Consider the following 26,046-nt stretch of genomic DNA (forward strand, 5'->3'; position numbering starts at 1 on the left):
TATAATGTGATGTTAACAGTTTTTTATCAAGTGGTCAACAGAATATTTGCAAACATAGTGTCATTTAGATGGGGGAGAATAAGTCTTAAAACGTTAAGAAAGAAATGGATAAAAAACGAAATACTGTTCATGATAAAACGGAAAGGATGGAGGTGAGAAAAGTGTCAAAAGCGCAGAGCGAAAAAGAAAGAGAATGGACTGTACGTAAGCAGAAACAAAAGCCGCATGGAAAAGTAAAAACGAAAAAGGAATTAGCAGTAGAGTAGTCTCTTCTTTATAATATAGAAGTTAGGTGTAAAGCGCATACAAAAAAGAAGTCAATAAGTGGGGAAATTCCCAATCTGACTTCTTTTTTAGGTTTCTTGATTATTTTATGATACGATAATTTTTATGGTTAACAACAGTTCTTTGCTCTAGCTCTAAATCGCGATAATTACTCATATAAGTCAAATCAACAATAACTGAATTTTCATTTACTTTTTCTACAATGCCTTGCAAGCCTCTAAATTCAATAATATTTCCAACCTCAGCTATTTTCACGCACAATCTCTCCTTATCATTCCAAAATTTATATAAATTCTGAATATAGTTTTCACTACTTCGAACTTATTCGTAAACATATAAGTATATAAACTTACTAAATATATACTATGAAAATATGAATAAAATGTGTGTTACTAACTTTTTTGAAATAGGTTTAATGCTTGTTACTAAATAATTAATTCTCCTTCATTAATAGGGAAACGCTGGTTTATCGAAAAATTATGTATTTTATGTGAAAAGAAAGTGGTATAAGGAACCATTTTCTCGAATAACCGATTATTCGACTATCCTTGATGATTAAAATGCATACACTTTTCTGATATTAGATGATATTATAACATAATTAGTAGAATTATACATAATAATATCAGAAATAGTTCCATAAAAAGGAATTATGCAGAATTCTTTACTTAAAGTCAAAAAGTAATTTAAAATATGGTCAAAAAAATAATGGAAAGGTTAATTGGTGAAATGGATGAATAAAGAAATAGTCGAAGAAATTTTAGATAAGTTAATGAAGAGAGAAATAGAAAGCTATCGAGTGAAAAAAGAAGATTTTCTTGCATTCCGATCAGAATTAGTAAAGAGGGAAGATTTTAAACATTTTAAAGGAATTGCCGAAATAGGAGGAGATGTTACGTATAAATATATGGATGAACCGAGAAGTTAAACTGTTGAAATAAATCGTTTCTATAGTATACATAGTGCATACAAACAAACCTCGCTTTTTCATAAGCGGGGTTTGTCAATAGATGTAAACGAAAATTTATTACTTGTGCTATTGAGGTGTATCTTAGTTCTCTATTCGTGAAAGTTCCTTCAGTCCCCTGATGATCTGCTGCTTGGCTTCCTGGGCTCCTGTCCCTTCAAAGCCATATTCATATAGGTTCCCGATCTTTTTCTTCCGCGATATATGACCAGGCATTACTATTTCCCTTCCATTTAGAGGGAACTGTAGTTGTAAAAGTAATCGTGTATCATCAGCTGGTAAGTCATATTCTGTTCGAAAACGTAACCCATTGGGGCTTATATTATTTATAGAAGCATGACCTTTACTAGAAAGAGTAGCTTCGTCAACTTTTACAGTAAATGTAGCATCTATAAAATCAGTTAATTGATATCGAAAAGATTCTTTCCGGTTGTATCTCATAATTCCCCTCACTTTAGTCCATGATCCAGTTAAAGCATTAATGCTTGTAGAAAAATGGCATTAATCTTGATAACGATTTAGTTTCCATTCTAAGTACATCTTAATAATGTTTACATAGAATTTACGTAACATGAAAGTTTTAATAATATTTAAGCTTGTTTAAGGAAATAATGCAATATATTTTTCAGTTTAAATTGGTTTCTATGCAAATCCGTAACTGAATAAAAGTTTATAATGTGGGGATTTTATAAAACAGGAATTAATCCCAAAATGGACTAATTTCCCTAAAATTCCCCATAAAGTTAACTATTTTTTGTCGTTTAGTAAATTTTGATTGTCTATATAACAAAGAAATGCTATTCTTTCATTTGAGATGTCTTTTTCAAAAACTTAAATTACCTGCCTATTTTGAACACTATCTTACATGTTCTCATCTTTTTAGAAGATGCTATAAATGGTTGTAAAGAAAGTTTGTGTGCATAGACAATTAATTTTTTTTCGACAAAATACATAGCTTTCAGTTTACAATTGTAATATATAAATTATATATTATTTATGATAAACAATTGTTGGTTTATAATTAAGGTTGTTTAAGTTTGAAAAGTTTAGCTTATGTTAACATCTTATAACTTAATCGATAAAGGAGAATGATTTTATTATGGTAGAAAAACAATTTAAAGTTATTGCAGATACAGGAATTCATGCTAGACCGGCGACTCTTTTAGTACAAGCTGCTAGCAAGTTTGATTCAGATATTCAATTAGAATATAAAGAGAAAAAAGTGAATCTTAAATCGATTATGGGTGTTATGTCATTAGGTATTGCTCAAGGTGCTGATATTAAAATTATTGCTGAAGGTAACGACGAACAAGAAGCAATTAATGGATTACAAGAAACTTTAAATAAAGAAGGTTTGGCAGAATAATGAGTTTTTTACAAGGAATTGCTGCATCTAGTGGAATAGCCATTGCTAAAGCTTATCGCCTAGTTGAACCAGATCTTTCTTTTGAAAAGACTAGTGTGGAAAATGCAGAAAGTGAAATTTCTCGTTTTCAAGAAGCTTTAAATAAAGCGAAATCAGAATTAGAAGCTATTCGTGAAAAAGCTAATAAAGAGCTTGGTGCAGATAAAGCTGCTATTTTTGAAGCGCATTTATTAGTATTAAGTGATCCAGAATTAATTGCACCTATTGAAGACAAAATTAAAACAGATCTAGTGAACGCAGAATTTGCATTAAAAGAAACAACAGACATGTTTATTACGATGTTTGAATCAATGGATAACGAGTATATGCAAGAAAGAGCTGCAGATATTCGTGATGTAACAAAACGTGTAATGTCTCACCTTTTAGGCGTACATTTAGCAAATCCAAGTATGATTTCTGAAGAAGTAGTTGTAGTTGCAGAAGATTTAACACCATCTGATACTGCACAACTTAACCGTCAATTTGTTAAGGGATTCACAACAGATATTGGTGGAAGAACATCTCACTCAGCTATCATGGCTCGTTCTTTAGAAATTCCTGCTGTTGTAGGGACAAAAAAAGCAACAGAAGAAATTAATAATGGCGATTTAGTCATTGTTGATGGATTAAAAGGAGAAATCCATGTTAATCCAACACCTGAAGTAGTCGAAAGCTATAAAAAAGTTGCTGAGCAATATGAACAGCAAAAAGCAGAATGGGCTAAGTTAGTGAATGAACAAACAGTAAGCTCTGACGGTGTTCACGTTGAACTTGCAGCAAATATCGGTACACCTAATGATTTAGAAGGGGTAACGAATAACGGTGCAGAAGCTGTCGGTTTATATCGTACAGAATTCTTATACATGGGAAGAGATCAGCTTCCAACAGAAGATGAGCAATTTGAGTCTTATAAAGCTGTTCTTGAAGGCATGAAAGGGAAGCCAGTTGTTGTTCGTACATTAGATATTGGTGGAGATAAAGAATTACCTTATTTAGATCTGCCAAAAGAAATGAACCCATTCTTAGGTTTCCGTGCAATTCGTCTTTGCTTAGAGGAGAAAGATATTTTCCGTACGCAATTAAGAGCATTGCTGCGTGCAAGCTCATATGGAAATCTAAAAATCATGTTCCCAATGATTGCTACATTAAATGAATTCCGCGCAGCTAAAGCTCTTTTAGAAGAAGAAAAGGCTAATTTAGTGTCTGAAGGCGTTAAAGTTGCAGACAAAATCGAACTAGGAATCATGGTGGAAATTCCTTCTACAGCAGTGCTTGCAGATCAATTTGCGAAAGAAGTTGACTTCTTCAGCATTGGAACAAATGATTTAATCCAATATACAATGGCTGCAGACCGTATGAACGAACGCGTTTCATACCTTTACCAACCATACAATCCTTCTATTCTGCGTCTTGTTAAAATGGTTATTGATGCAGCACATAAAGAAGGTAAATGGGCAGGTATGTGTGGAGAGATGGCAGGAGATGAAACGGCTATTCCTTTATTATTAGGATTAGGCTTAGATGAATTCTCTATGAGTGCTACATCCATCTTAAAAGCGAGATCACAAATTCTAAATCTTTCTAAAGCAGAAATGGAAGAATTAGCAGCAAAAGCATTACAAATGTCTACAACGGAAGAAGTTATGGAAGCAGTTAAAGCTGCTGCAAAACTTTCTTAAATAAACAGGTTTATCCTTAAAAATAGTGGGTATAAATAAAAATAGCATAAGCTCTTTTTACAAGTTAGCTTAACGCTATTCTCATTTTCCCCTTATTTGAACTGACTAGATGACTCTAGTCAGTTTTTTTTTTCCTATCTTTAACGTTTCATCCATACATGAAAAGGAAAGACGGAGGCAAAATACAAATATTCTATTGTTTTTTTAGACAGGTTTATAGAAATTAAATAATGGGAAGGGGTTTTAAATAGAAGTATGCCACTATACATATGAACAGAGAACAGTTTATTTGTTCCATTTCATCATTGTCAAAAAAGGAGTTAATAAGGCGGAACAATAAGGAGTTGAATAAAGTCACGTGGAATTTTATCAAAAGGATAAAGAAGCAGTATTAAAAAATTTACAGTCATCTGAACAAGGACTATCAACAGACAAAGTAAAAGAAATTTTGGAAAATGAGGGTTACAATGAGCTTCAAGATAAAGAAAAAGTACCAACTTGGAAGCTCTTTTTAGAAACATTTAAAGACCCAATGGTTATTGTCTTATTACTAGTAATTATTATCCAATTAATCATGGGTAAATTTGTAGAATCTCTTATTATCTTTTTAGTGTTATTGCTAAATTCTGTTATTAGTGTGATTCAAACAAAAAAGGCAGAAAGTTCTTTAGATGCTTTGCGTAATATGAGCGCACCGGAGGCAAAAGTAAGGCGAGATAATACCAATATCACCATTCCTGCACGGGAGTTAGTTCCAGGAGATATCGTCTTTCTAGAAGCTGGTGATTTTATCCCCGCAGATGGACGTATTTTAGAAAGTGGTTCTCTGAAAGTAAATGAAGGAATGTTAACAGGGGAATCAGAAGCTATTGAAAAACAAGAAAAAGTAATAGACGAGGAAGCAGCACTTGGCGACCGGATTAATATGGTATACAGTAGTTCACTAGTCGTTTATGGCCGAGGGATCTTTGTTGTAACCGGCACTGGGGAAAAAACGGAAATTGGTAAAATTGCTGATATGCTTAATAAAGCAGAGGAAAAGCAAACACCATTACAACAGAAGCTTGCAGAATTTAGTAAAAAATTAGGAGTAGGAATACTTCTCTTATCTATTCTTATTTTTGCTATTCAAGCATTAAGGATATGGTTAGGAGATGGAAATGTTGATGTTACAACTTCTATTCTTAATGCGTTACTATTTGCCGTAGCCGTAGCCGTAGCGGCTATTCCAGAAGCTTTATCATCTATTGTAACCATTGTCTTGTCGGTTGGAACCAATAAAATGGCAAAACAGAGTGCTATTATACGAAAATTGCCTGCAGTCGAGACGCTAGGTTCTACCAGTGTGATATGTACAGATAAAACTGGAACACTGACACAAAATAAAATGACTGTAACCGATTATTTTATACCGGAAGGAGAAAGAGAACATTTACCACCAGATCCTTCCCAATGGAATCATTCAGAAACTTTTTTACTAAATATAGCTGTATTATGTAATGATTCGTACATTAATAAAGAAAATAGAGAAGTGGGAGATCCCACAGAAGTAGCGCTTATTAACTTTTATAATGATGGTAAAAGAAATTATGAACAAATTCGCTCTAGATATCCTAGAGAAGCAGAATTACCGTTTGATTCGGATCGCAAACTAATGTCTACGATTCATACCATTGATAATAAACGTTTCATGCTTGTAAAAGGTGGCCCAGATGTTATGTTTAACCGGGCGACAAAAATATTAGTAAATGAAAGGGAAGAACCTTTTACAAATGAATGGTTAAAGAAACTGCAGGAGGCTAATGAGGATTTTTCCAATCAAGCTTTAAGAGTTCTTGCATATGGATATAAGCATGTACTTGAAGATAAGACAATTATAACGGAAGAAGATGAATCGGAACTCATCCTTGTTGGTTTAACGGCGATGATGGATCCACCACGTGAAGCTGTTTATGGATCGATTGAGCAAACAAAAGATGCGGGGATTCGAACAGTAATGATTACAGGAGATCATAAAACTACCGCACAAGCCATTGGTCGTAAAATCGGCTTGATGGAGGATAATGATATTGCTTTAACGGGCCAAGAATTAGATGCATTATCAGAAGAAGAACTGAATCAAAAATTAGAACAAATTTCTGTCTATGCACGTGTTTCTCCAGAAAATAAAATTCGCATTGTGCGAGCTTGGCAAAAGAAAAATCGAATTGTTGCTATGACAGGTGATGGTGTTAATGATGCCCCAGCATTAAAACAGGCAGACATCGGTATTGCAATGGGAAGCGGGACAGATGTTGCCAAAGATTCAGCTGACATGATTCTTACGGATGATAACTTTGTTTCGATTGTAAATGCTGTAGGAGTAGGAAGAACTGTTTTTGACAATATCAAAAAATCAATTGGCTATTTGTTTGCAGGGAACTTCGGCGCTATTATAGCGATCTTGTTTGCAGTGATTGCAGGATGGGCAAATCCCTTTACAGCATTACAATTATTATTTATAAACTTAGTAAATGACTCCTTACCAGCCATTGCTCTTGGAATGGAGAAATCAGAGCCTGGTGTAATGAAGCGAAAACCTCGAGACGTCAAAGAAGGAATTTTTGCAGGTGGGACGCTTCGGGCGGTTGTTGTAAGAGGGGTATTAATTGGGATTGCGGTAATTATCTCTCATTATATTGGTTTACAGCATTCAGATGAATTAGGAGTAGCGATGGCTTTCACCACGTTAATCCTTTCTCGTTCCTTGCAAACCTTTGCTGCGCGTTCTAGCACCCAAACAATCATTGGAGTCGGATTATTTTCTAATAAATATGTATTAGGAGCAGTAGGTATTTGTTTCTTACTTTATTTAGTTACTATCCTGCCTTTTGCTAGAGAAGTGTTCGCCATTCCTGATTCCTTTGATTTAAATGAATGGTTAATTGCAGCTGGATTGGCCATCGGAGCAGTAATAGCAATGGAAATACTGAAAGTGCTTCTTGTGCGGGTATTACGTAATAAGTAAAAGAAAAAACTACCTAGTATTATCCAACTGGTTTAGAAAGATTGGGATATTGGGTAGTTTTTTTCTATTAGCAGTTTTCAATCTTATATAGAAGAATTATACATGCTTTCATGATACTATTAGAAAAAGAAAGTTATTTGCCAAAAAAGGGAGAGGATCGGATGTTGGCGAAAGAAACAACTATAATTGGTTTTATTGGTACTGGTGTAATGGGAAAAAGTATGGCAAGCCATTTATTGCATGCAGGATATCCTGTTATGGTGTATAACCGTACGAAAGCAAAGGCAGACGAACTAGTAGCTGCTGGAGCAGAATGGGCAGACAGTCCCTATGAAATTGCTTTAAAAGCAAATGTCATTATTACAATTATTGGTTATCCGAAAGATGTAGAGGAAATATATTTAGGAGAACTAGGATTAATTAACAATGCCAAAGAAAATACATATTTAATCGATATGACCACCTCCACTCCTAGTCTTGCTAAGAAAATATATGAAGAGGCGAAAAAGAAAAATATATATGCAGTAGATGCCCCTGTAAGTGGTGGAGATGTAGGGGCAAGAGAAGGAAAGTTATCCATTATGGTAGGTGGGGAAGAAGCGGTTTTCCAACAGCTTCTGCCTCTATTCGAGATACTGGGCACTAATATTGTCTATCAAGGGTCTGCAGGTTCTGGTCAACATACGAAAATGTGTAATCAAATTGCCATTGCTTCTACAATGATTGGTGTAAGTGAAGCCATCGTTTATGCTCAAAAAGCGGGACTAGATCCTGAAAAAGTATTGCAGAGTATCTCAAGCGGAGCCGCGGGGAGCTTTTCCTTAAGTAATTTAGCACCTAGAATGATAAAAGGGGATTTTGAACCAGGATTTTATATCAAGCATTTTATAAAAGATATGAGAATTGCCCTTAAAGAAGCAGAGGAAATGCAAATGGAAACACCAGGATTATCTCTTGCGGAAACATTGTACAGCCGCTTGTCAGCAAAAGGAGAAGATGAGAGCGGAACACAAGCTTTATATAAATATTGGGATTGAAAAAACAGCTTCTAATCGGTGAAAGCCAAGATTAGAAGCTGTTTTTTATTTTGCTAGATGTAGTTTTATATATTCCTCTAATCGATTACATGCCTCTTCCAATGTTTCCATAGAATAGGCAAAGGAAATTCGAAAATATCCTTCCCCTAATTCCGAAAAAGCACTTCCAGGAACAACCGCTAGATTTACTTTATCGACTAGATCAAGGCAAAAATCAAAAGAATTCAATTTAGTTGTTGGAACTTTTATGAAGAAGTAAAACGCCCCATCTGGCATGACTACATCCAATCCGATAGAGGACAAGCGATCATACACATATTTTCTTCTTCTTTGATAATCTTCTCTCATAGGTGCTGCATCATTAATACCAACAGTTAAAGCTTCTAATGCCGCTCTTTGCGAGATAGAAGAAGCACAAGTTACATTATATTGATGGACTTTAAGGATTTGTTGACAAAGATAGGAAGGAGCAAATAATAGACCAACTCTCCATCCAGTCATGCTATGTGATTTAGAAAGACCATTAATCACAATAGTTTGTTCGCGTAGATATTGAGCAATGGATACATGCTCTTGATCATATAATAATTCACTGTATATTTCATCGGCTAAAATAAAGATATCTTTTCCTTTAATTAGGGCTGCAATCTCCTTGATTTCTTCTTTTGTTAGGCTGACACCTGTTGGATTTGATGGATAGGGTAAGACGATACATCTTGTTCTTTCCGTGATATATTTTTTTATGACCTCAGCTGTAAAGCGGAAAGACGTATGACGAATATCAGCATGCACTGGAATTGCACCACATAAACGAATAATTGGTTCATATCCAGGATATACAGGTCCTGGCAGGATTACCTCCACTCCATCGTCGAGAATCGTTCGAAATGTAACATCAATAGCTTCGCTAGCTCCCACAGTAACAATCACTTCTTTGGAAGGATCATAAGAAAGATTATATTTTTTATTTACAAATTGAGATGCCGCTTCCCGTAACGCAAGGTCTCCAGCATTATGTGTATAGGAAGTATAGTTTTCATCAATGGAGGTTTTTGCTGCCTCTTTAATATGTAGTGGAGTAGGAAAATCAGGCTGGCCAATGGTTAAAGAAACCATTCCTTTTTTTCCAGCGACCATATTAGCGAACTTTCTGATACCAGAAATCTCAATATTTTTAACTTTTTTATTGATTAAATGTTCCATAACAAGTCTCCTATCGTAACGTATTCTATTATGATATCAAAAGCGATGATTGTTTTAAATACATAAACAAATAAAAAGAGCAGGGTATAGAAGAATCTATCCCTGCTCCAAGCTTGCTCTAATATATATTTAATTAGTAACCATAATCCCAATCAACGTATTCCTCCATTAATAAAAGTTGTTCATGGTTTGATTGATTCAGATGATTTTCTAAAGGCTGTTTCCGTTGTCCATTTTATCTGTTTTTTTCCATATCTCTAAATCGATATTTTCTAGAAAAGTTACCGTTAAGTCATCGTGAAAAAGAATTGCAGTACCCTTCATTGTGTACTCTTCCTCTCTTTAATTAGTTAAATAATTTACGGTTTTCTTCCTTCACAACTTACACTATTAGCGTATTCTAATAACATAAAATCGTCTAGGTTTTTGTTTGATATTTCACAAATTAGAAAAAAACAAATAAACATTTTATGAACTTTTTAAGCAAAGAAGCAGGATGGTTTTTCTAATGTTTATTAATTGTAATTCAACCAGTCATTTCATAAAAAAGGTTGTTTAGAAAATAAATACCATTTATCATATTAGAAGGAGGGGAAAATAAATGGTAACAACTATACAAATAGAAGAAAAGGAAAATCATCCTCAATATGCAGGATTTTGGATTCGTTTTGGAGCATGGGCAATCGATAGTATCATTTTAGGTCTTCCTTTATTATTTTTTTCTAATATCATTTTTGCTTTATTTATCAGTTCAATGGAAATACCTAATGAATTATTGTTGGATCCAGCAAGTATAAATGCATTATCTGATTCTGAAATTTTATCTCTATTAGGCTCCATAATGACCGCTTTTTTTGGAACGATGGCAGTATGTATGTTTATTAGTCTTTTTTATTATTCACTGTTTCATGCTTCTAAATGGCAAGCGACAATTGGAAAGAAATTATTAGGTTTAAAGGTAGAGGATTTGAAAGGAAATAAGCTTTCTTTCTGGAGAAGTTTAGGAAGATACATAGTATCAAGTCTCCTTTCAGGAATTTTATTAATTGGCTTTATTTTGGCAGCGTTCACGGAGAAAAAACAAGCGTTACATGATTTAATTGTAGGTTCCATTGTTGTAAGAAAATAATTCATAAACTCTGTGGGCTTATCTATAATGTGAGTGAGACGACAAACATTATGGATAAGCCAAATGGTTCTTAAGGGAAACAAACAGGAGTATGTTATTTTATCGCTACCATACCCGCTATTTGAGAGGAGAGCTTGATAGATGGAACCGATAACCAATAAAACAGAAATGAAAAAAAGAGGGTTGGCATTATATTTTACTTTGCCCATAATATCATGGGCCCTTTATGATGCGGCTAATACTATTTTTTCGTCTAATATTAATACAATCTTTTTCCCCTTGTATTTACAAGATATGGTTGGTTCGAATGAAGTAACCAAACAGATTGCTTCGACTTTTATTACATATGCGAATGCATTAGCAAGCTTTCTGTTAGTTATCTTTACACCATTATTTGGCGTAATGATGGATCGAACTGGAAAAAAGAAAAAATATATTGTTATTTTAACATTATTAACTGTATTTGGAACCATTGCTATGGGGTTTTTCTCTTTTATCCCGTCTACACAACAAATATTTGGGATTCCGATATCCTTAGCACTTGTTATCCTCTTTTTTGTTTTATCTAAATTTACTTATCATTCTAGCTTAGTGTTCTATGATACGATGATTTCTGATTTAGGAACAAAGGAACAGATTCCATTAATCTCTGGATTTGGTGTAGCCATAGGTTATATTGGAACACTGATTGGATTAACTGTTTATCTCTTTATAGATGAAGGGGCATATAATCAATCCTTTATTCCAACTGGTATTCTTTTTTTACTTTTATCCTTGCCATTATTTTTTTTCATTAAAGATACACCAAAAGAAAATATCCAAAAACAATCTGTTCTTTCTGGATATCGAGAAATAATAGAAACTTTTAAACAAATGAAAAGTTATCGGAAAATTTTCACCTTTATGCTTGCTTACTTTTTTCTAAATGATGCATTAGCCACTACTATTGCGACGATGTCTGCATATGCCAATGCGGTTATTGGATTAGATACTGGTAAATTTATTGTTCTTTATCTTGTGTCAACCATTGCAAGTATTATTGGTTCCTTTGTTTTTGGTTATATAACGAAAAGTGTTGGTGCATACAGAGCTGTTCGTTATGTGGGGATACTATTAGTTATTGCGATTATTATTGCAACGCTTGCTAAAAATGAAGGGTTATTCTGGGTAGCTGGCAGTTTATTTGGAGTGGCGCTTGGAAGTATGTGGGTAACAACAAGAACCTATATCGTTGAAATTACCCCAGAAGAGAAAAGAGGACAATTTTTTGGTCTGTTTGCTTTTTCTGGAAAAGTATCATCTATTATCGGTCCTTTAATATATGGGACAATTACATTGGTTTTTGCTGAGTACGGTAATATTGCAAGTAGATTTGCGCTAAGTTCTTTAATCATTCTAACTATTATCGGATTAGTGATTCATGCACGTATAAAGGAAGACTGATGGAAAAAAGATTTCTTCCTTCCAAATAGAAGAGGAAAACGAAGCTGTTTATGAAAGCTAACAAAAGCAAATATTCCGTGAGAAGGTGGAATATTTTCATATTGTTCTTTCATGAATAGCCTTTTTTGCAAAAAAATGGATACTAAAAATACTATCGGTTGTAGAATAACTTTTCTTCACCTCAAAATTTAGGAAATTTAAAGAGCCTTACTTTAAGAGTAGATAAAAAGTCCGATATAAAAGATAGGTATAAATAATTTGATGTAGTCTGGCTAAATAAGTGAATTTTTAGGCGAGCGAAAGGACAAACAGAAATGAAAAATGATAAAGGGATACTTTTAGAAACGGGAACAAATGAATTAGAAATTGTAGAATTCAGCGTAGGAAAGAACCATTTTGGAATCAATGTGATTAAGGTTAAAGAAATCATTAATCCAGTGCCAATCACGCCAATCCCACACGCACACCCATATATAGAGGGGATTATGGAGTTAAGGGGAGAAGTATTAACTGTTGTTAATCTTGCAAATGTACTTGGTTATCCTCCTTCTGATACTCCTGAAAAGGACAAATATATTGTTTCTGAATTTAATAAAACAAAAATAATTTTCCATGTTCATAATGTAACACAAATTCATCGAATATCATGGGAAAACATTGAAAAACCATCTGAAACGTACTATGGAACGGACAGCCAGATTATCGGAGTAGTAAAATTAAAGGGAGAAATGATTTTATTATTAGATTTTGAAAAAATCGTTGTTGATATTAATCCGGAGTCGGGAATCAATGTTCAACAAGTAAAAAAATTAGGTGATAGAAAAAGAAGTGACAAGAAATTAATTGTTGTGGAAGATTCTGCCCTGTTAAGAAAATTATTAGAAGATACTTTAAATGCTGCTGGATTTCAGGAGATCACCTTTTTCGAAAATGGGCGTGAAGCTTTAGCCTATTTAACAAAAACTATAGAGGATGGTCATTCGGTTGAAGAAGTGGCTCAATTAATGATTACCGATATAGAAATGCCGCAAATGGATGGACATCATTTAACAAAAGTAGTAAAGGACAATCCTAACTTAGCAACATTGCCAATTGTTATATTTTCTTCGTTAATCACAGATGATTTAAGACATAAAGGTCAAGTAGTAGGAGCAAATGCTCAAGTAAGTAAACCTGAGATTAATGAATTAATTCATATTATCGATAACATCATATTATAAATGCTGATGAATTAGCAGTCTGCATGGGAGTTGCCTTTTTGCTTAAGAGAAGGGAAGCGAATCCAGCTTCCTTTGTCTTTAAGAACTACTTTGAGAGACTGGCACATGGGTGACCCAACCAATTATACGGAGAGGTTAATAAAGATTTCGTATAATTGGTTGGGTTTTTATTCTTTTTAGGAAAGAAGGCTTGTGGTAAATACCACAGACTTAAATACACTTCACTTTTCATGGGCTATACCTGTATTATTTCCTGGAGCCTCTTTACAAATAAATTCTTTTCACTATTTTATATTCAAATCAAGCATTATATTATGCATTATTATTTTGCATAATATCTTTATGTATTTTCTCAAATAGTTCTACTGGTAGGGAGTATTTAGTTGTTTTAAAGTTTTGCCAATTAGTAATGATTTCTACCATATTACCCTTTTTCTCAACTTCTAGAAGGGCATTTTCGCCAATATCCCTTACAGATATGAGCCTGTCTCCGTTTTTTTTCTCCGTCTGTTTATATTCATAATTAATACCAAATTTACGCATAATACCTCTCCTTTAAAATAGTTTTATAGTATTACCTTATCATAAGTTATATGTGTGGAGACTAAACAAACATTAAGATAGCCGTAAATAAAATATTATTATTCGGGTTACGGTTTACGTAACAATATTTTTTGAAACACCCTTTTTATACCGTAAAACAGCCACCCCATCATTCCAACTTATGTATGGGGTGGCTGTTTCTTAGGTGAAATGTATCCTAGCTGCATTATAGTATTAATTGCTCTCTTTTAGTTGATATAATCGAGGGGATTACCGTTTTCATTCAAGGTACATTAAAAATTAATAGCTTTCACCAAGTTTTTTAAAAACAGGCTTTTGGTATTTCTTTTTGCGGATTGAATGATTAGGTGGCGTATCTTCTTTTAATCCAGTATAAGTGGATAAAAGCTTTTTAGACTGTGTTAAGGAAAGAGTAGATTTGGGATTTCGAATACTTTGATTGAGAGATCCTAAATGTGGCAATTCCTCAAAATCCTTTTTAGTCGGAGGCAAATGAAATGTATAGTTTTCACACGCAATCAATAAATCTGATTGTTGTTGACTATATTTTGGATTATTTGAGAAGTGTAGACCGATTTTCTTTGCTTTTCCTTCTGCTAATAGTTTATGTAAACTGTCATGCTTTAATTTATATAAAAACTTTGGGTTTGGAGCAGTTTTTGCATGACGGTTTACAACTGAGATTGCTTGAAGAAGATTTACAACAGTAGGTTGTATTGGCGGCGGATATTGTTGCTGCTTATTCAATTGTTTTAACTCTCCCTTCTATTGTTTAGTACAAGTTATTATACTATTTTTTGCGAAAGAAGGAAATAAAAAAGAAATATCTTGTCTATCAAGTGTGCTCCTGAAGCAAGGTTAAGATAAATTTTATTTTAAGAATAGACATAATTTTTTATCTATTTGAGTACAGAAATGGATTCACATGCCGATAATAGTAGTAAAAGAAAAGTTGATAGGTTGTGTACATTTTTTTAGAACAAATTATTATATTGCTGCATGTAAGGAATGAGATGGATGGACAAATATAATGAGAATAGCACAAGTAAGAAAATAATCGCTCAATCCAAATCAAATATAGAGAATATTATTTTTGAAATTATTTTTATGTATATTAAAGATATGGTCTTTATCATGAAAGTAGAGAAAGGGGAAATTTTTCGCTATATTTTTGTAAATGAAGCTGCATTCTTGTTCGCTAAATTACCAATCAACTTTATAGGGAAAAAAATCCAAGATGTTAATTCTGCGTACATATCTGCTAGATTACAAAAGGAATATTCTACAGTGTGTAAGAGGAAGGAAAATCATAGTTATACAGATCAAATCAAGCTTAATGATGGAGAGCTTATCTATGCAGAATCTGTTTTAACGCCTATAAAGGATGATAAAGATGAGGTGAAATACATTGTTTCTATAACGAGAGATATTACAGAATCCATCAAGGAAAAACTTTTATTATATGAAAGTGAACAACGATATCGTTCATTAGTAGAGAATAATTTAGATGCTGTTCTCACAGTCAATTTAGATGGCGTTATACAGGAGGTGAATCCTGCTGGGTTGAAATTAATTGGTTTTAGTGACGAAGCTAAAACGATTTTTTCGCTTTATGATCTAATAGATGAGGAGAATACACTTTTTTATGGTAGTTTTAAAAAGTGTAAACTGACAAAAACATCACAATCAGTTGATTGTAAATTAATAAGTAAAAATGGAAACGAATTATCTGTTCATTCGAAATTCGTACCTATTATAGTGAATCATACCATTAAGGGGATTTATGTCATCTTAAGAGATATTTCAGAAAAGAAGAAGACAGCAGAAAAGATTCAGTTTATGTCTTTTCATGATCAGCTGACAGGACTTTATAATAGACGGGCTCTAATGGAGGCTATAAACCTTGAAATAAAAAGAGCGGAAACAGACCAAGCTGCTTTCGCTTTAATGACCATTGATTTAGACAGATTTAAATATATTAATGATACATTTGGTCATATTGTTGGCGATCAAATTCTTGTAAAAGTCGCGGAACGCTTATTAGAGTTTAATAATTACAAATGCCATGTGTATCGTCAAGGAGGAGATGAATTTAATATTCTTCTTTCGCAAACGAATAGACAAGAAGTAGCAAGTATTGCTCAACAAATACTTTCAACCTTTGCTAATTCTTTCTATCTAGATTCTCAGGAATATTATATAAGTCCCAGTATAGGAATTAGTATGTATCCACAGGATGGAGAAGATATTGAAATATTGATTAAAAATGCTGATGAGGCACTTTTTCGAGTAAAAGAAAGAGGCAAAGCACACTATCAATTTTATCGTTCCGATATGACAACAGCTTTAACTAATATAGTATCAGTTGAAACAAAATTGCGAAAAGCTGTTCAAAGGAATGAACTGAAATTGTATTTTCAGCCGCAAATTGATTTGAACAATTATACTTTCAATAGCTTTGAAGCGCTATTACGGTGGGAGAGTCCCTCCTTAGGCTTGGTTGCTCCCAATGACTTTATACCCCTTGCGGAGGATACGGGTCTCATAATATCGATTGGCAATTGGGTTATTGAAACGGCGTGTGAGCAGATAAAAATTTGGAAGTCACTTTACAATCTAGATGTCAGAATCGCTGTGAATATTTCTCCCAAGCAATTTCAACAACCTAATTTTGTAGAAGTGATTCGCGAGGCTATCAAAAAATATAACATTCAGCCATTCCTCTTAGAAGTGGAAATTACAGAAGGGGTTATGGAGAATATTAAAGAAGCAGTTCCTATTTTGCGGAATTTAAAGGAGTTGGGTGTTATTATTTCTGTTGATGATTTTGGAACCGGCTATTCTTCTCTTAGCTATATAAAGCAATTTCCCATCGATGTGTTAAAAATTGACCAGTCTTTTATTAAAGATGCTGTGACAAACGCAAAGGATGCTGCCATTACAACCACTATTATTCACTTAGGTCAAAACTTAGGAATGGAAGTAATTGCAGAAGGTGTCGAAAATAAAGATCAGGAAGATTTTTTAAAGAAGGCAAATTGTCAGAAAGCACAAGGTTATTATTATTCAAAGCCATTGACTTGTGAAGACGCAGAACAATTTCTTAGGCAGTTTTAAACATGATTGATGAGCGGAGAACATAAACTTTTAGGAGGGAAGGATGGTTGGCAAATTTGCCATTATAATTTAAGTGTATAGTTAAGACTGGATTTTTATTAGGAATAATAGGGAGGAGAGTAAGCCAGCCTGAATACACGATCCTTAGCGCGTCAAGAAGACTCATACCGGTGTTTGCCCGCATACAAAGTAAAGTGTATTCAAGCTGCTTGCTTATTACTTGCAGCAAATAACAAAGGGAATCAGTCAGCCCACTAAGAGTTATTCAGCTTTAACCAATATTAAAGTGAAAAAAACTTTTTGGCTTTACCGATAACTAATTGCTCTTGACTTTAAAGCATGCCAGGAGTCAATAAAGTTTTTTTTATTTACCTTGACGTTTTTCTTACCAGATAAAGGATCATTTAAGTAAACATGCTCTTTACTGAACCCGACTAAAACAACTGCATGTAAATCTAATGGCGTTTTAATTGTTCTTCCATTATGTTCCCATGATTCCCATCTATCAGGTAAACGATAATCCCCTGTCGTCCATACGACAATTGGGTAACCATTCTCAACATGTTTCTCTAAGTCATGAAAAGAGGAATTTGTTAAATTAACTGCTCTTTCAGGTAAAAATTTGTTAACAAGGTCTTCCATCGGTCTATCAAACACAGCATAACCAGCCTTTTTCCCAGTCATATCTCCAACAAATCCAGTAGAAGGATCTCCCCATTTAATAATATTTCCGTTTTTTCGGACTAATGGATCTAAGTCCTTCTCTATGTCTTTAAAAAGGTCCATTTTCGTTACTTTAACACCAGCATAATTTAAGACCATGGTTAAACTTGTTACCTCACATCCATATCGTAATTCTGGATTTTGTTTTACCAAAGGAACATCTAATAGTATTTTATTAGAGGAGCTTGATACTTGACTTACTATTTCGCTTTTTTGTCTTGGATGGTCATCAATATGGAAGTATTCCCAAACTTGCTCCGAACCAAAAAAGGGAGCGAGCAAAAGTAATAGTTTCAACAACTGCATATGACTGCCTCTTTCTTGCCAACTCCTAACGTTATCATACGAAATTCTCATCAAAATATGAGGGCATATTATTACCAAAAAGGTTAAATTAAGTTGATTCAAATTTAGACTTCATCCATAATGATAGGGTTGAATAGAAAGAATTTTCTATCATTATTTCGAAAGCTAGGAGTTTATATGATATAATTAGGCTTATTTAAATTTCTTAATATAAAGTGAAGAACCTTTGCTAACTAATTAATAAATCCATTTAAGTATAGGGGTTTTTTATTTGAAAAGCGTCGATTTGACAAAGTTTAATTATGATATGCAAAGGAGCTTGCTTTTCTTATAGGGAGGCGATCAAAATATGGATGCTTTGGATATTTTGACTGATTTAGAAAATGTCATCCCTTATTTTCAAGCTATTTTTAGCGCTGATGAACATCGGGTTATTGGATATGAGGTATTAGGTAGATATAATGGGCAAGATGGAGCGGAAAGTCTTGGTGACTTTTTTGCAGATGAAGGAATTCCAGATGAATACAAGCTTGAAGTAGATCAAGTTATTTTGACAAAAGCTTTAGATAAAGCTTTATCTCTTGATGAGGACGTATTGCTTTTTATCAATAGAGATGCTGAAATGCTGATGAAGGATGATGGAGAAGCCTTTTTAGATACCTTATTGGAGTACGAAGGGAAAGGTATCAAGCTGAATCGAATCGTTCTAGAGCTATCCGAAAGAAATTATCAAGGACAATTTGATCATTTAGATCATTTACTAATTTACTATCGCACATATGGTATAAAGATTGCGATTGATAAAATGGGAAGCGATAGCAGTTATCTTGACCGTCTAAGTGATTTAGGACCTGATATTTTGAAAATTGATCTATTGGCTTTGCGGTCTACGTCCACCTCACATACTTATCAAGATGTATTGTATTCATTATCTATGCTTGCTCGAAAGATTGGTGCTACTTTATTATTTGAAAATATCGAGATGGTTTATCAGCTTCAATTCGCTTGGAAAAATGGAGGAAGATTTTATCAAGGGTATTACTTACATTATCCAGAGGAGAATTTCGTTGAACGTAATAGTAGAAAAGAAACATTGAGAAACATGTTTCATGAATTTATCCTTTCAGAAAAGAAGAAATTAGCGACGATTTATGATTTAACAGAAGAGTTTCAAGGTCAATTACAAGCATTGCTTGTCAAATACAAGAAATATTCTTCCTATGAAGAGTTATTAAAATTATTGTCAGCTGAGTTAACAGAGGCTGCTTTTCGAATGTATGTTTGTGATGAAGATGGGTTTCAGAAATCTGCCAATATTATTAAATATGAGAATGATTGGCTTATACAACCTGAATATGCACATAAAAATTGGAGTTGGAGACCATATTTTTTAGAAAATATTATGAAGATGCGAAATGAAAAAAAAGGGATATTATCTGATCTATACAGTGATATTGAAACCGGCGAAACGGTTAGGACGTATTCTTATCCGTTAAATTCAAAAGAATATTTATTTATTGATTTATCCTATAATTATCTTGATCGAATGAAATTATTGCTTCCTTAACAACAAGCTGAAGAGATTTTCTCTTCAGCTTGTTTTATTAGGAATAGAAAGGGTATGGAAGAGTAATGAAGTGGTAGAGCAATTAGAGAAGGGAAGGATTTGATGAAAAAAAGCTTCTTTATCTTATTGATTATTTCTATGTGGAGTGTTTTTCCGTATTCCATTGACGCCGCCAGCCGTTTGACAAGTAGAGAGGAAGTATTCGCTTTTGTAGAAAAGGCATTCCGGGCACAAGTATCATTAAGTAAAGAAGCGAGAGAAATGGAGGAGATAGAAGAAATCTTAACGCCTTATTTTTCAGACAAACTAATTTATTTATTTCTTAATGAAAACCTGAAGGGAGAACAAGGGAACTTTTTTACATATGGTAATGAATTTGGTAAATATTATCTACCTTTTTATCAATTATCAGAACAAACTTTTGTAGAACAAGAAGAGAATAGTATACTTCTATATGAATATTATGAACCAATTGTTATTGGAGAAAAAGTATATGAAGGTTCTTATGAAGGGATTTTGATCAGAAAGTTGAATAATAAATGGCTTATAACAAATATGTTTTCAGATAAAGAGGTAAGGTCCATTTTAAAGAGTAAAGAAAAAAACTATAGTACATTAGTGTATATGCCGTTATTTTCCATTGATAATCAAGTTACTTATATAAAGAATGAGAATAAAAACTATAATGATGTCAACACAAATCATCTCTAATATAATCATTTTAAAGTTTATGGCGCACATTAGGTGCTGTACGCCACAATAAGTATTAAGAAAGATTCAAAGCTTCCTTTAGCTTTTCCAAATCAAATCCATAAATGACCGTTCCATCAATTACGAATGTTGGAGTGGAAAAAGATTGATATTTCTTTATTAAGTCTTTTTTGGCATGAGGGTCCTTTTGAATATCTCTCATTTCGAAATCAAAACCATGTTCTTTTAAGAATAGCTTTGAATATTCGCAAGGGGGACAATCTGGTTGAGTAAACAATGTGATTTGATGCATAATGCTCCTCCTACTTTTATCTTTAACTAAAATCATACAAAGAAAGTTATTATCATGCAATTCTTTTGAGTGATAAAAGAAGTTCTTGTCATCATTTTAGCAAGAAATTATGCTCCTAAGGAAAGTGTGTATGTTAATTTGTGAAATGGTAAGAATATTCAGAGGAAATAAATAATAAAAAAACACCGAGTTTTTTTCAGTTTTACTTGGACAAACTCTCGATAATCTTTTATTCTGTTAGTATTGGCATTTTACACAAGAGGCGAATTGTAACTAAATTAAACGAAGAAAGTGTATAGAAACATGCTAATAGTGAAACCTATGCTTAATAAAGGTTTGTTTGAAAGGAGAGAGAGCATGTCACAATTACAAGGCATATTAACAAGATTGAAAAATCTACAAGAGCAGGCAACTGGGGGAGAACCAACTCAACGTTTCTTTGAGGTAAATGGAGAGAGAAAGTGTCAAGTAACATTTCATCCGAAAACTGAGACGTTTGAACTAGAAGTATATAATGACAAGGAAAAACCAAAAAGATATCAATTTGATAATGTTGATATGATTACGATTGAGATTTTTGATTTAATTCAGTAATCTTATTTAAAAAAATCTTCAGCAAGGTGGAACAGTCCATTTTGCTGAAGGTTTTTTTAGTTTTTAGTACTAACAGCTAGTAATTCAGGAGAATTTAATCAATATTAGGATAAAAAGCTCTAAAGATTGAAAATATTTCCTACATGAAAAAAACATGAGAATCCATACTAATGGTTGAGGTGATAAACATGATGCCAACGGTTATTTGTCCAGAATGTTCACAGGAAGAAAAACTGGAAAATGTCTTAACTGCTCAATCTAATCAAAATGTGATTTTTCGATGCCCACATTGTCAACTGCTTGTAAGGAATATAAAAACGAGTAAGGGTTAAAAGAGCATAATGCCGAGAACTATGATAAAATGAGATATAAATATATTTTGTGAGGAGTTTTCGGCTATGATAAGTATGCACAGCGAAGAGTTTTTAAACATTACTTTACAGGACTTATTAATTCCATCTGAACGAGTAGCACATGTGCAGATAGGAAATAGTTTAGAACACGCTCTGCTTGTCTTAACAAAAAGTGGATACTCAGCAATACCAGTATTAGATGCTCATTATAAACTCCATGGCTTAGTCAGCACTCCGCTCATCATGGATAGCATATTAGGCTTAGAAAGAATTGAATTTGAGAAGCTTGAAGAAATAAAAGTGGAAACAATTATGAATAAGGTAATACCAAGAGTGAAGAGCAATAGTTCTGTATTACATACGATAAAATATTTAGTAGACCATCCTTTTATTTGCGTGGAAACAGACGATGGCTATTTTGATGGAATTTTAACAAGAAGATCCATACTAATGCGACTTAATATTTATTTGCATCAACTCAATCAAAATGAACGCTAAAAGTAATATTCCTTCATCTACGGCTACCGCTCTTGTCTGCCTCTTCATTAGAGATGTATCCCTCTTTTGATAACAATTTTTATTTTATGAGGATAATGTCATGTCAACGATTTCTGAATTACAACTATTAACTGTACTTTCACAGGAAATGAATATGCGCAAAGCAGCAGAGAGATTATTTGTCACCCAGCCAGCTCTTTCTCAAAGGCTGCAAAATATTGAGAAAGACTGGGGAACCCCGTTATTTATTAGGTCACAAAGAGGCCTTTCTCTTACTGCAGCTGGCGAATTAGTAACGACATTTGCAAGGGAAACATTAAAAAAAGAAGAAGAAGTAAAAGAATCCATTCATGCATTTAAAGAAGAAGTATATGGAACATTAAAAATAGCTGTCGCAAGTATAGTTGGACAAAATTGGCTTCCAGAAGTATTAAAACGATTTGTTGAGCGCTATCCACAAGCAAAAGTATCATTAGTAACTGGTTGGAGCAGCGATATGATGAAATCAGTTTCAGAGGATAATATGCATATCGGTATCATAAGAGGTGCATCTGATTGGAAAGGGATAAAAATGCATTTATTCGATGATCCACTTTATTTAGTGGATCGAGAAATTGCTAAGTTAGAAGATATTGCCTTAACTGATCGACCGTTTATCCAGTTTAAAAGTGATTCTAACTATTACGAAGAAATACAAGTTTGGTGGCATCAGAATTTGCAAATGCCTCCTAAGAATACTATTGTTGTAGATCAAATTGAAACATGTAAACAGCTTTCTTTTAATGGCATTGGATATAGTATCCTACCTTCCATTGCCTTAAGAAAAGCTGATGAGTCACTATCAAGAATACCATTATTTAATGATAATAATAAACCTATTACAAGAGGGACTTGGTTAATTGGCTATGAAGCGAATTTTCAATTAAAGCAAGTTCAAGCGTTCATAGAGATTGTCAATGAATACCTTGAAGAAGAAAAAGTGAAAGCAATTAATCCTTAATATTATAATAATAATTGCTTGTTTTCATAACTTTTGTTTGGTAAAGTAATTTTTATATTGTAATTTATACATAACTGGAGGTAAAGAAATGAAAATGATGGATGCAAATGAAATTATTTCATTTATTCAAAATAGTACAAAATCTACACCTGTTAAGGTATATGTAAAAGGGGATTTATCAGCTGTTGAATTTGGTGAGAATATCCAAACCTTTATTAGCGGGAATTCTGGTGTGATTTTTGGAGAATGGACAGACATTCAAAGTGTAATTGAAGCTAATAAGGATAAAGTAACAGATTATGTAGTTGAAAATGATCGTAGAAATTCCGCTATTCCTTTATTAGATTTAAAAAATATTAAAGCTCGTATTGAGCCAGGCGCAATTATTCGTGACCAAGTTGATATTGGTGATAATGCTGTTATTATGATGGGTGCTGTTATTAATATTGGTGCTGTTATCGGCGAAGGCACAATGATTGATATGGGAGTTATTATGGGTGGACGAGCTACTGTCGGTAAAAACTGTCATATTGGAGCAGGTGCAGTATTAGCTGGTGTAATTGAGCCTCCATCTGCTAAACCAGTTATAATTGAAGATGATGTATTGGTTGGTGCAAATGCTGTTATTGTAGAGGGTGTAACTGTAGGAAAAGGGTCTGTAGTTGCTGCAGGAGCTATCGTATTAGAAGATGTTCCAGCGAATACATTAGTAGCAGGAGCTCCTGCACGAGTAGTAAAAGAAATTGATGATAAAACAAAATCAAAAACAGAAATTATGCAAGAGTTACGTCAATTATAATTTTGATGAAAAGCGTGGAGAAACTTCCGCGCTTTTCTTGTAGGTAATCTAATGAGCTATGTAAAATTGTATAAAAAAGGAAGAGTAGGGGAGCTATATGGGGAATACGATAGATTTAGTTACTATTCGCAGACAGCTGCATAGAATTCCGGAGCTTGGATTTAAAGAATTTAAAACACAGCAATATTTACTACAGATGATTCAAAGCGTCGCAGATGAACGTGTAGAAGTGAAAACATGGAAGACTGGGATTATCGTAAAAGTGAATGGACTTAATCCAACAAAAACGATTGGCTATCGTGCTGATATGGATGGATTACCGATTGTGGAAGAAACATCATTATCCTTTGTATCAGAGCATCCGACTGAAATGCATGCTTGCGGTCATGATTTTCATATGACGATCGCATTAGGTGTGCTAACTAATATTATTAATAATCCAATTAACGATGATGTGGTATTTATCTTTCAACCTGCAGAAGAGGGACCAGGCGGTGCTGAACCGATGTTGAAAAGTGAGGAGCTCCAAGCATGGAAGCCAGATATGATAATAGCTCTTCATGTTGCTCCGGAATATCCTGTAGGGACGATTGCGATTAAGCCTGGCTTATTATTTGCGAATACATCAGAACTCTTTATTGATTTAAAAGGGAAAGGGGGACATGCAGCCTATCCTCATTTAACAAATGATATGGTTGTTGCTGCATGTACATTAGTATCCCAGTTACAGTCCATCGTGTCTAGAAATATAAATCCACTTGAAAGTGCTGTTGTAACGATTGGGAAAATCACAGGCGGAACGGTTCAAAATGTTATCGCCGAAACAGCAAGGCTAGAAGGAACGATGCGTACGCTTTCTAGTGAAGCAATGGAAAAAGTAAAAAAACGCGTTCAATCTTTAGTAAAAGGAACTGAAATCGCCTATGACTGTGAATGCACCATTGATTTCGGAAGTGGTTATTATCAAGTCTATAATAATGAGTTATTAACGAAAGAGTTTATGGATTTTATTATAGAGGAAACAGAAGCAACCTTATTTGAATGTAAAGAAGCCATGACAGGGGAAGATTTCGGTTATATGTTAAAGGAAATCCCAGGATTTATGTTTTGGCTAGGAGTTGACTCTACCTTTGGATTACATCATAGCAAGCTTAATCCGAAAGAGGATGCTTTACAGTTGGCTGTAAATGTATTAACAGCGTATTTAACCAAAAAAGGCAATTAAGAATAGAGGAACTCTGTTTTATATAAAAGAGAAGGCTTACTGCAAAATGGACAGTAAGCCTTTTTTTAACTCTTTTTATCTACTATAATCGGAGTTTCTGGAAGTTTAATACCATTTTCATCAAGTGCGATTTTTACTTCTTGTCTGATTAATCGTTCGACACCCCATTGCTCCATATTGATTGTTTTGGCTAGTATTCTAATAGTAAGAGTATTTGGTCCCATGTTTTGTATGCCAACCACATCTGGTCCATCCGTAATGACTGTGTTTTCTTTGGCGATATGTTCACATAGAGCCTTTAAAATTTCTAATGTTTTTGGTATATTATTATGTACAGAAATTTCTATATCGACTAAAGCTTGCATTTCTCCCCGAGAATGGTTACTAAGCTGTGTGATTTCTCGATTAGGAATAAAGTGTAATGTTCCATCAGCACCTCTAATTTGTGTTGTTCGCAGCCCTACTTGTTCGACAGTACCTGAAAAATCCCCTATCGATACAAGTTCCCCCACATCTAACTGTTTTTCTAATAACAAAAAGAATCCTGATACTAGGTCACTTACTAAACCTTGTGCACCAAAACCAACTGCTAATCCAATAATACCAGCTCCAGCTAATATGGCTGTTGCATCAATTCCTAGCAATTGAAGAATAGTAATAATGAGTATAAAAAATAATACATAGGTAATTAGATTATTCGTTAAGCTTTCTAAAGTGAAGGCTCTGCCACGTGAGATAGAATGCTTTTGAATATAAGTTTCGAATAATTTATTTATTACCTTTTTAGCCATCTTTTTGATGAAAATATAACTTAACAGAATCAAGATAATTTTTAACGCTAATAGAGAAGATTCTAGAAGGAAATCTCCCCATTCTATATTTTGGATATACGTTTTTAGTTTATCAACATAAATCATTAGAA

General features: G+C 33.6%; 25 protein-coding genes. 17 read left to right on the top strand and 8 right to left on the bottom strand.

The window, feature by feature from the left end; all coding sequences use genetic code 11:
- Window positions 1-161 precede the first annotated feature (161 nt).
- On the top strand, window positions 162-266 hold the full coding sequence (locus NST77_RS04775) for a DUF6254 family protein (protein ID WP_249937926.1): 105 nt from the start codon (window positions 162-164) through the stop codon (window positions 264-266).
- 100 nt (window positions 267-366) lie between these two features.
- On the opposite strand, the gene NST77_RS04780 is transcribed toward NST77_RS04775, so the two are convergent.
- Complete coding sequence (locus NST77_RS04780) at window positions 367-540, bottom strand: YkvS family protein (protein WP_095329023.1); 174 nt, start codon at window positions 538-540, stop codon at window positions 367-369.
- A gap of 478 nt (window positions 541-1,018) precedes the next feature.
- Here NST77_RS04780 and NST77_RS04785 point away from each other — a divergent pair, with 478 nt between their 5' ends.
- Window positions 1,019-1,213 (top strand): hypothetical protein, encoded by a 195-nt coding sequence (locus NST77_RS04785; protein ID WP_095329024.1) that lies wholly within the window; start codon window positions 1,019-1,021, stop codon window positions 1,211-1,213.
- A 123-nt stretch (window positions 1,214-1,336) separates the two neighbouring features.
- Here NST77_RS04785 and NST77_RS04790 read toward each other — a convergent pair whose 3' ends face one another.
- On the bottom strand, window positions 1,337-1,693 hold the full coding sequence (locus NST77_RS04790) for a PilZ domain-containing protein (RefSeq protein ID WP_341122759.1): 357 nt from the start codon (window positions 1,691-1,693) through the stop codon (window positions 1,337-1,339).
- Between the two features lie 658 nt (window positions 1,694-2,351).
- Between NST77_RS04790 and NST77_RS04795 the strand changes: the two genes are divergently transcribed.
- The 4 genes from NST77_RS04795 (at window position 2,352) to NST77_RS04810 (ending at window position 8,380) form a co-directional block, all read left to right on the top strand.
- Window positions 2,352-2,618: a phosphocarrier protein HPr gene (locus tag NST77_RS04795; protein WP_016200927.1), complete on the top strand. Its 267-nt coding sequence runs from the start codon at window positions 2,352-2,354 to the stop codon at window positions 2,616-2,618.
- On the top strand, window positions 2,618-4,336 hold the full coding sequence (gene ptsP / locus NST77_RS04800; protein WP_163188191.1) for a phosphoenolpyruvate--protein phosphotransferase: 1,719 nt from the start codon (window positions 2,618-2,620) through the stop codon (window positions 4,334-4,336). Before NST77_RS04795 ends, ptsP begins: the two co-directional genes overlap by 1 nt.
- A 358-nt stretch (window positions 4,337-4,694) precedes the next feature.
- The gene (locus NST77_RS04805; RefSeq protein WP_163188189.1) at window positions 4,695-7,343 is read left to right on the top strand and encodes a cation-translocating P-type ATPase; all 2,649 of its coding nucleotides are present in this window, start codon (window positions 4,695-4,697) and stop codon (window positions 7,341-7,343) included.
- 161 nt (window positions 7,344-7,504) lie between these two features.
- Entirely contained in the window at window positions 7,505-8,380 is an 876-nt protein-coding gene (locus NST77_RS04810) for an NAD(P)-dependent oxidoreductase (protein ID WP_095329050.1), read from the top strand.
- A 45-nt stretch (window positions 8,381-8,425) separates the two neighbouring features.
- On the opposite strand, the gene NST77_RS04815 is transcribed toward NST77_RS04810, so the two are convergent.
- Entirely contained in the window at window positions 8,426-9,583 is a 1,158-nt protein-coding gene (locus NST77_RS04815) for an aminotransferase A (RefSeq protein WP_163188185.1), read from the bottom strand.
- Between the two features lie 601 nt (window positions 9,584-10,184).
- Between NST77_RS04815 and NST77_RS04820 the strand changes: the two genes are divergently transcribed.
- From NST77_RS04820 to NST77_RS04830, 3 genes are all read left to right on the top strand, one after another.
- On the top strand, window positions 10,185-10,712 hold the full coding sequence (locus tag NST77_RS04820; RefSeq protein ID WP_163188183.1) for an RDD family protein: 528 nt from the start codon (window positions 10,185-10,187) through the stop codon (window positions 10,710-10,712).
- 141 nt (window positions 10,713-10,853) lie between these two features.
- A complete protein-coding gene (locus NST77_RS04825; RefSeq protein ID WP_095329031.1) occupies window positions 10,854-12,155 on the top strand; it encodes an MFS transporter in 1,302 nt (433 codons plus the stop codon).
- A 314-nt stretch (window positions 12,156-12,469) separates the two neighbouring features.
- Window positions 12,470-13,375 (top strand): chemotaxis protein, encoded by a 906-nt coding sequence (locus tag NST77_RS04830; protein WP_095329032.1) that lies wholly within the window; start codon window positions 12,470-12,472, stop codon window positions 13,373-13,375.
- A gap of 312 nt (window positions 13,376-13,687) precedes the next feature.
- Here the strand turns inward: NST77_RS04830 and NST77_RS04835 are convergent, their stop codons facing one another.
- Both NST77_RS04835 and NST77_RS04840 read right to left on the bottom strand, forming a co-directional pair.
- The gene (locus NST77_RS04835) at window positions 13,688-13,918 is read right to left on the bottom strand and encodes a hypothetical protein (protein WP_217279723.1); all 231 of its coding nucleotides are present in this window, start codon (window positions 13,916-13,918) and stop codon (window positions 13,688-13,690) included.
- Window positions 13,919-14,218: 300 nt separating this feature from the next.
- A complete protein-coding gene (locus tag NST77_RS04840) occupies window positions 14,219-14,686 on the bottom strand; it encodes a YkyB family protein (RefSeq protein ID WP_095329033.1) in 468 nt (155 codons plus the stop codon).
- Between the two features lie 270 nt (window positions 14,687-14,956).
- Here NST77_RS04840 and NST77_RS04845 point away from each other — a divergent pair, with 270 nt between their 5' ends.
- On the top strand, window positions 14,957-17,056 hold the full coding sequence (locus NST77_RS04845) for a sensor domain-containing protein (RefSeq protein WP_172859387.1): 2,100 nt from the start codon (window positions 14,957-14,959) through the stop codon (window positions 17,054-17,056).
- A 306-nt stretch (window positions 17,057-17,362) separates the two neighbouring features.
- Here NST77_RS04845 and NST77_RS04850 read toward each other — a convergent pair whose 3' ends face one another.
- Window positions 17,363-18,085 (bottom strand): C39 family peptidase, encoded by a 723-nt coding sequence (locus tag NST77_RS04850; protein ID WP_123257399.1) that lies wholly within the window; start codon window positions 18,083-18,085, stop codon window positions 17,363-17,365.
- 349 nt (window positions 18,086-18,434) lie between these two features.
- Here NST77_RS04850 and NST77_RS04855 point away from each other — a divergent pair, with 349 nt between their 5' ends.
- Entirely contained in the window at window positions 18,435-19,652 is a 1,218-nt protein-coding gene (locus NST77_RS04855; RefSeq protein WP_163188179.1) for an EAL domain-containing protein, read from the top strand.
- Between the two features lie 102 nt (window positions 19,653-19,754).
- Window positions 19,755-20,363: a DUF3993 domain-containing protein gene (locus NST77_RS04860; RefSeq protein ID WP_123257401.1), complete on the top strand. Its 609-nt coding sequence runs from the start codon at window positions 19,755-19,757 to the stop codon at window positions 20,361-20,363.
- Between the two features lie 55 nt (window positions 20,364-20,418).
- On the opposite strand, the gene NST77_RS04865 is transcribed toward NST77_RS04860, so the two are convergent.
- Window positions 20,419-20,655 (bottom strand): glutaredoxin family protein, encoded by a 237-nt coding sequence (locus NST77_RS04865; protein ID WP_095329037.1) that lies wholly within the window; start codon window positions 20,653-20,655, stop codon window positions 20,419-20,421.
- Window positions 20,656-21,012: 357 nt separating this feature from the next.
- On the opposite strand from NST77_RS04865, the gene NST77_RS04870 reads away from it, so the two are divergent.
- The 5 genes from NST77_RS04870 (at window position 21,013) to NST77_RS04890 (ending at window position 25,124) form a co-directional block, all read left to right on the top strand.
- Window positions 21,013-21,249, top strand: coding sequence for a YkuJ family protein (locus NST77_RS04870; protein WP_016200943.1), 237 nt, complete (start codon window positions 21,013-21,015; stop codon window positions 21,247-21,249).
- A gap of 398 nt (window positions 21,250-21,647) precedes the next feature.
- Window positions 21,648-22,100 carry a cyclic-di-AMP-binding protein CbpB gene (cbpB, locus tag NST77_RS04875; protein WP_095329039.1) on the top strand — a complete coding sequence of 151 codons (453 nt, stop codon included), beginning with the start codon at window positions 21,648-21,650 and terminating at the stop codon, window positions 22,098-22,100.
- A gap of 100 nt (window positions 22,101-22,200) precedes the next feature.
- Window positions 22,201-23,100, top strand: a complete 900-nt coding sequence (locus NST77_RS04880; protein WP_095329040.1) for a LysR family transcriptional regulator — start codon at window positions 22,201-22,203, stop codon at window positions 23,098-23,100.
- A gap of 88 nt (window positions 23,101-23,188) precedes the next feature.
- On the top strand, window positions 23,189-23,899 hold the full coding sequence (dapD, locus tag NST77_RS04885; protein ID WP_095329041.1) for a 2,3,4,5-tetrahydropyridine-2,6-dicarboxylate N-acetyltransferase: 711 nt from the start codon (window positions 23,189-23,191) through the stop codon (window positions 23,897-23,899).
- Between the two features lie 97 nt (window positions 23,900-23,996).
- Window positions 23,997-25,124, top strand: coding sequence for an N-acetyldiaminopimelate deacetylase (locus NST77_RS04890; RefSeq protein WP_095329042.1), 1,128 nt, complete (start codon window positions 23,997-23,999; stop codon window positions 25,122-25,124).
- Window positions 25,125-25,189: 65 nt separating this feature from the next.
- On the opposite strand, the gene NST77_RS04895 is transcribed toward NST77_RS04890, so the two are convergent.
- Window positions 25,190-26,041 carry a mechanosensitive ion channel family protein gene (locus NST77_RS04895; protein ID WP_095329043.1) on the bottom strand — a complete coding sequence of 284 codons (852 nt, stop codon included), beginning with the start codon at window positions 26,039-26,041 and terminating at the stop codon, window positions 25,190-25,192.
- Between the last annotated feature and the right edge of the window lie 5 nt (window positions 26,042-26,046).

Source organism: Niallia sp. FSL W8-0177 (assembly GCF_038006285.1).
Classification (GTDB): Bacteria; Bacillota; Bacilli; order Bacillales; family Cytobacillaceae; genus Niallia; species Niallia circulans_A.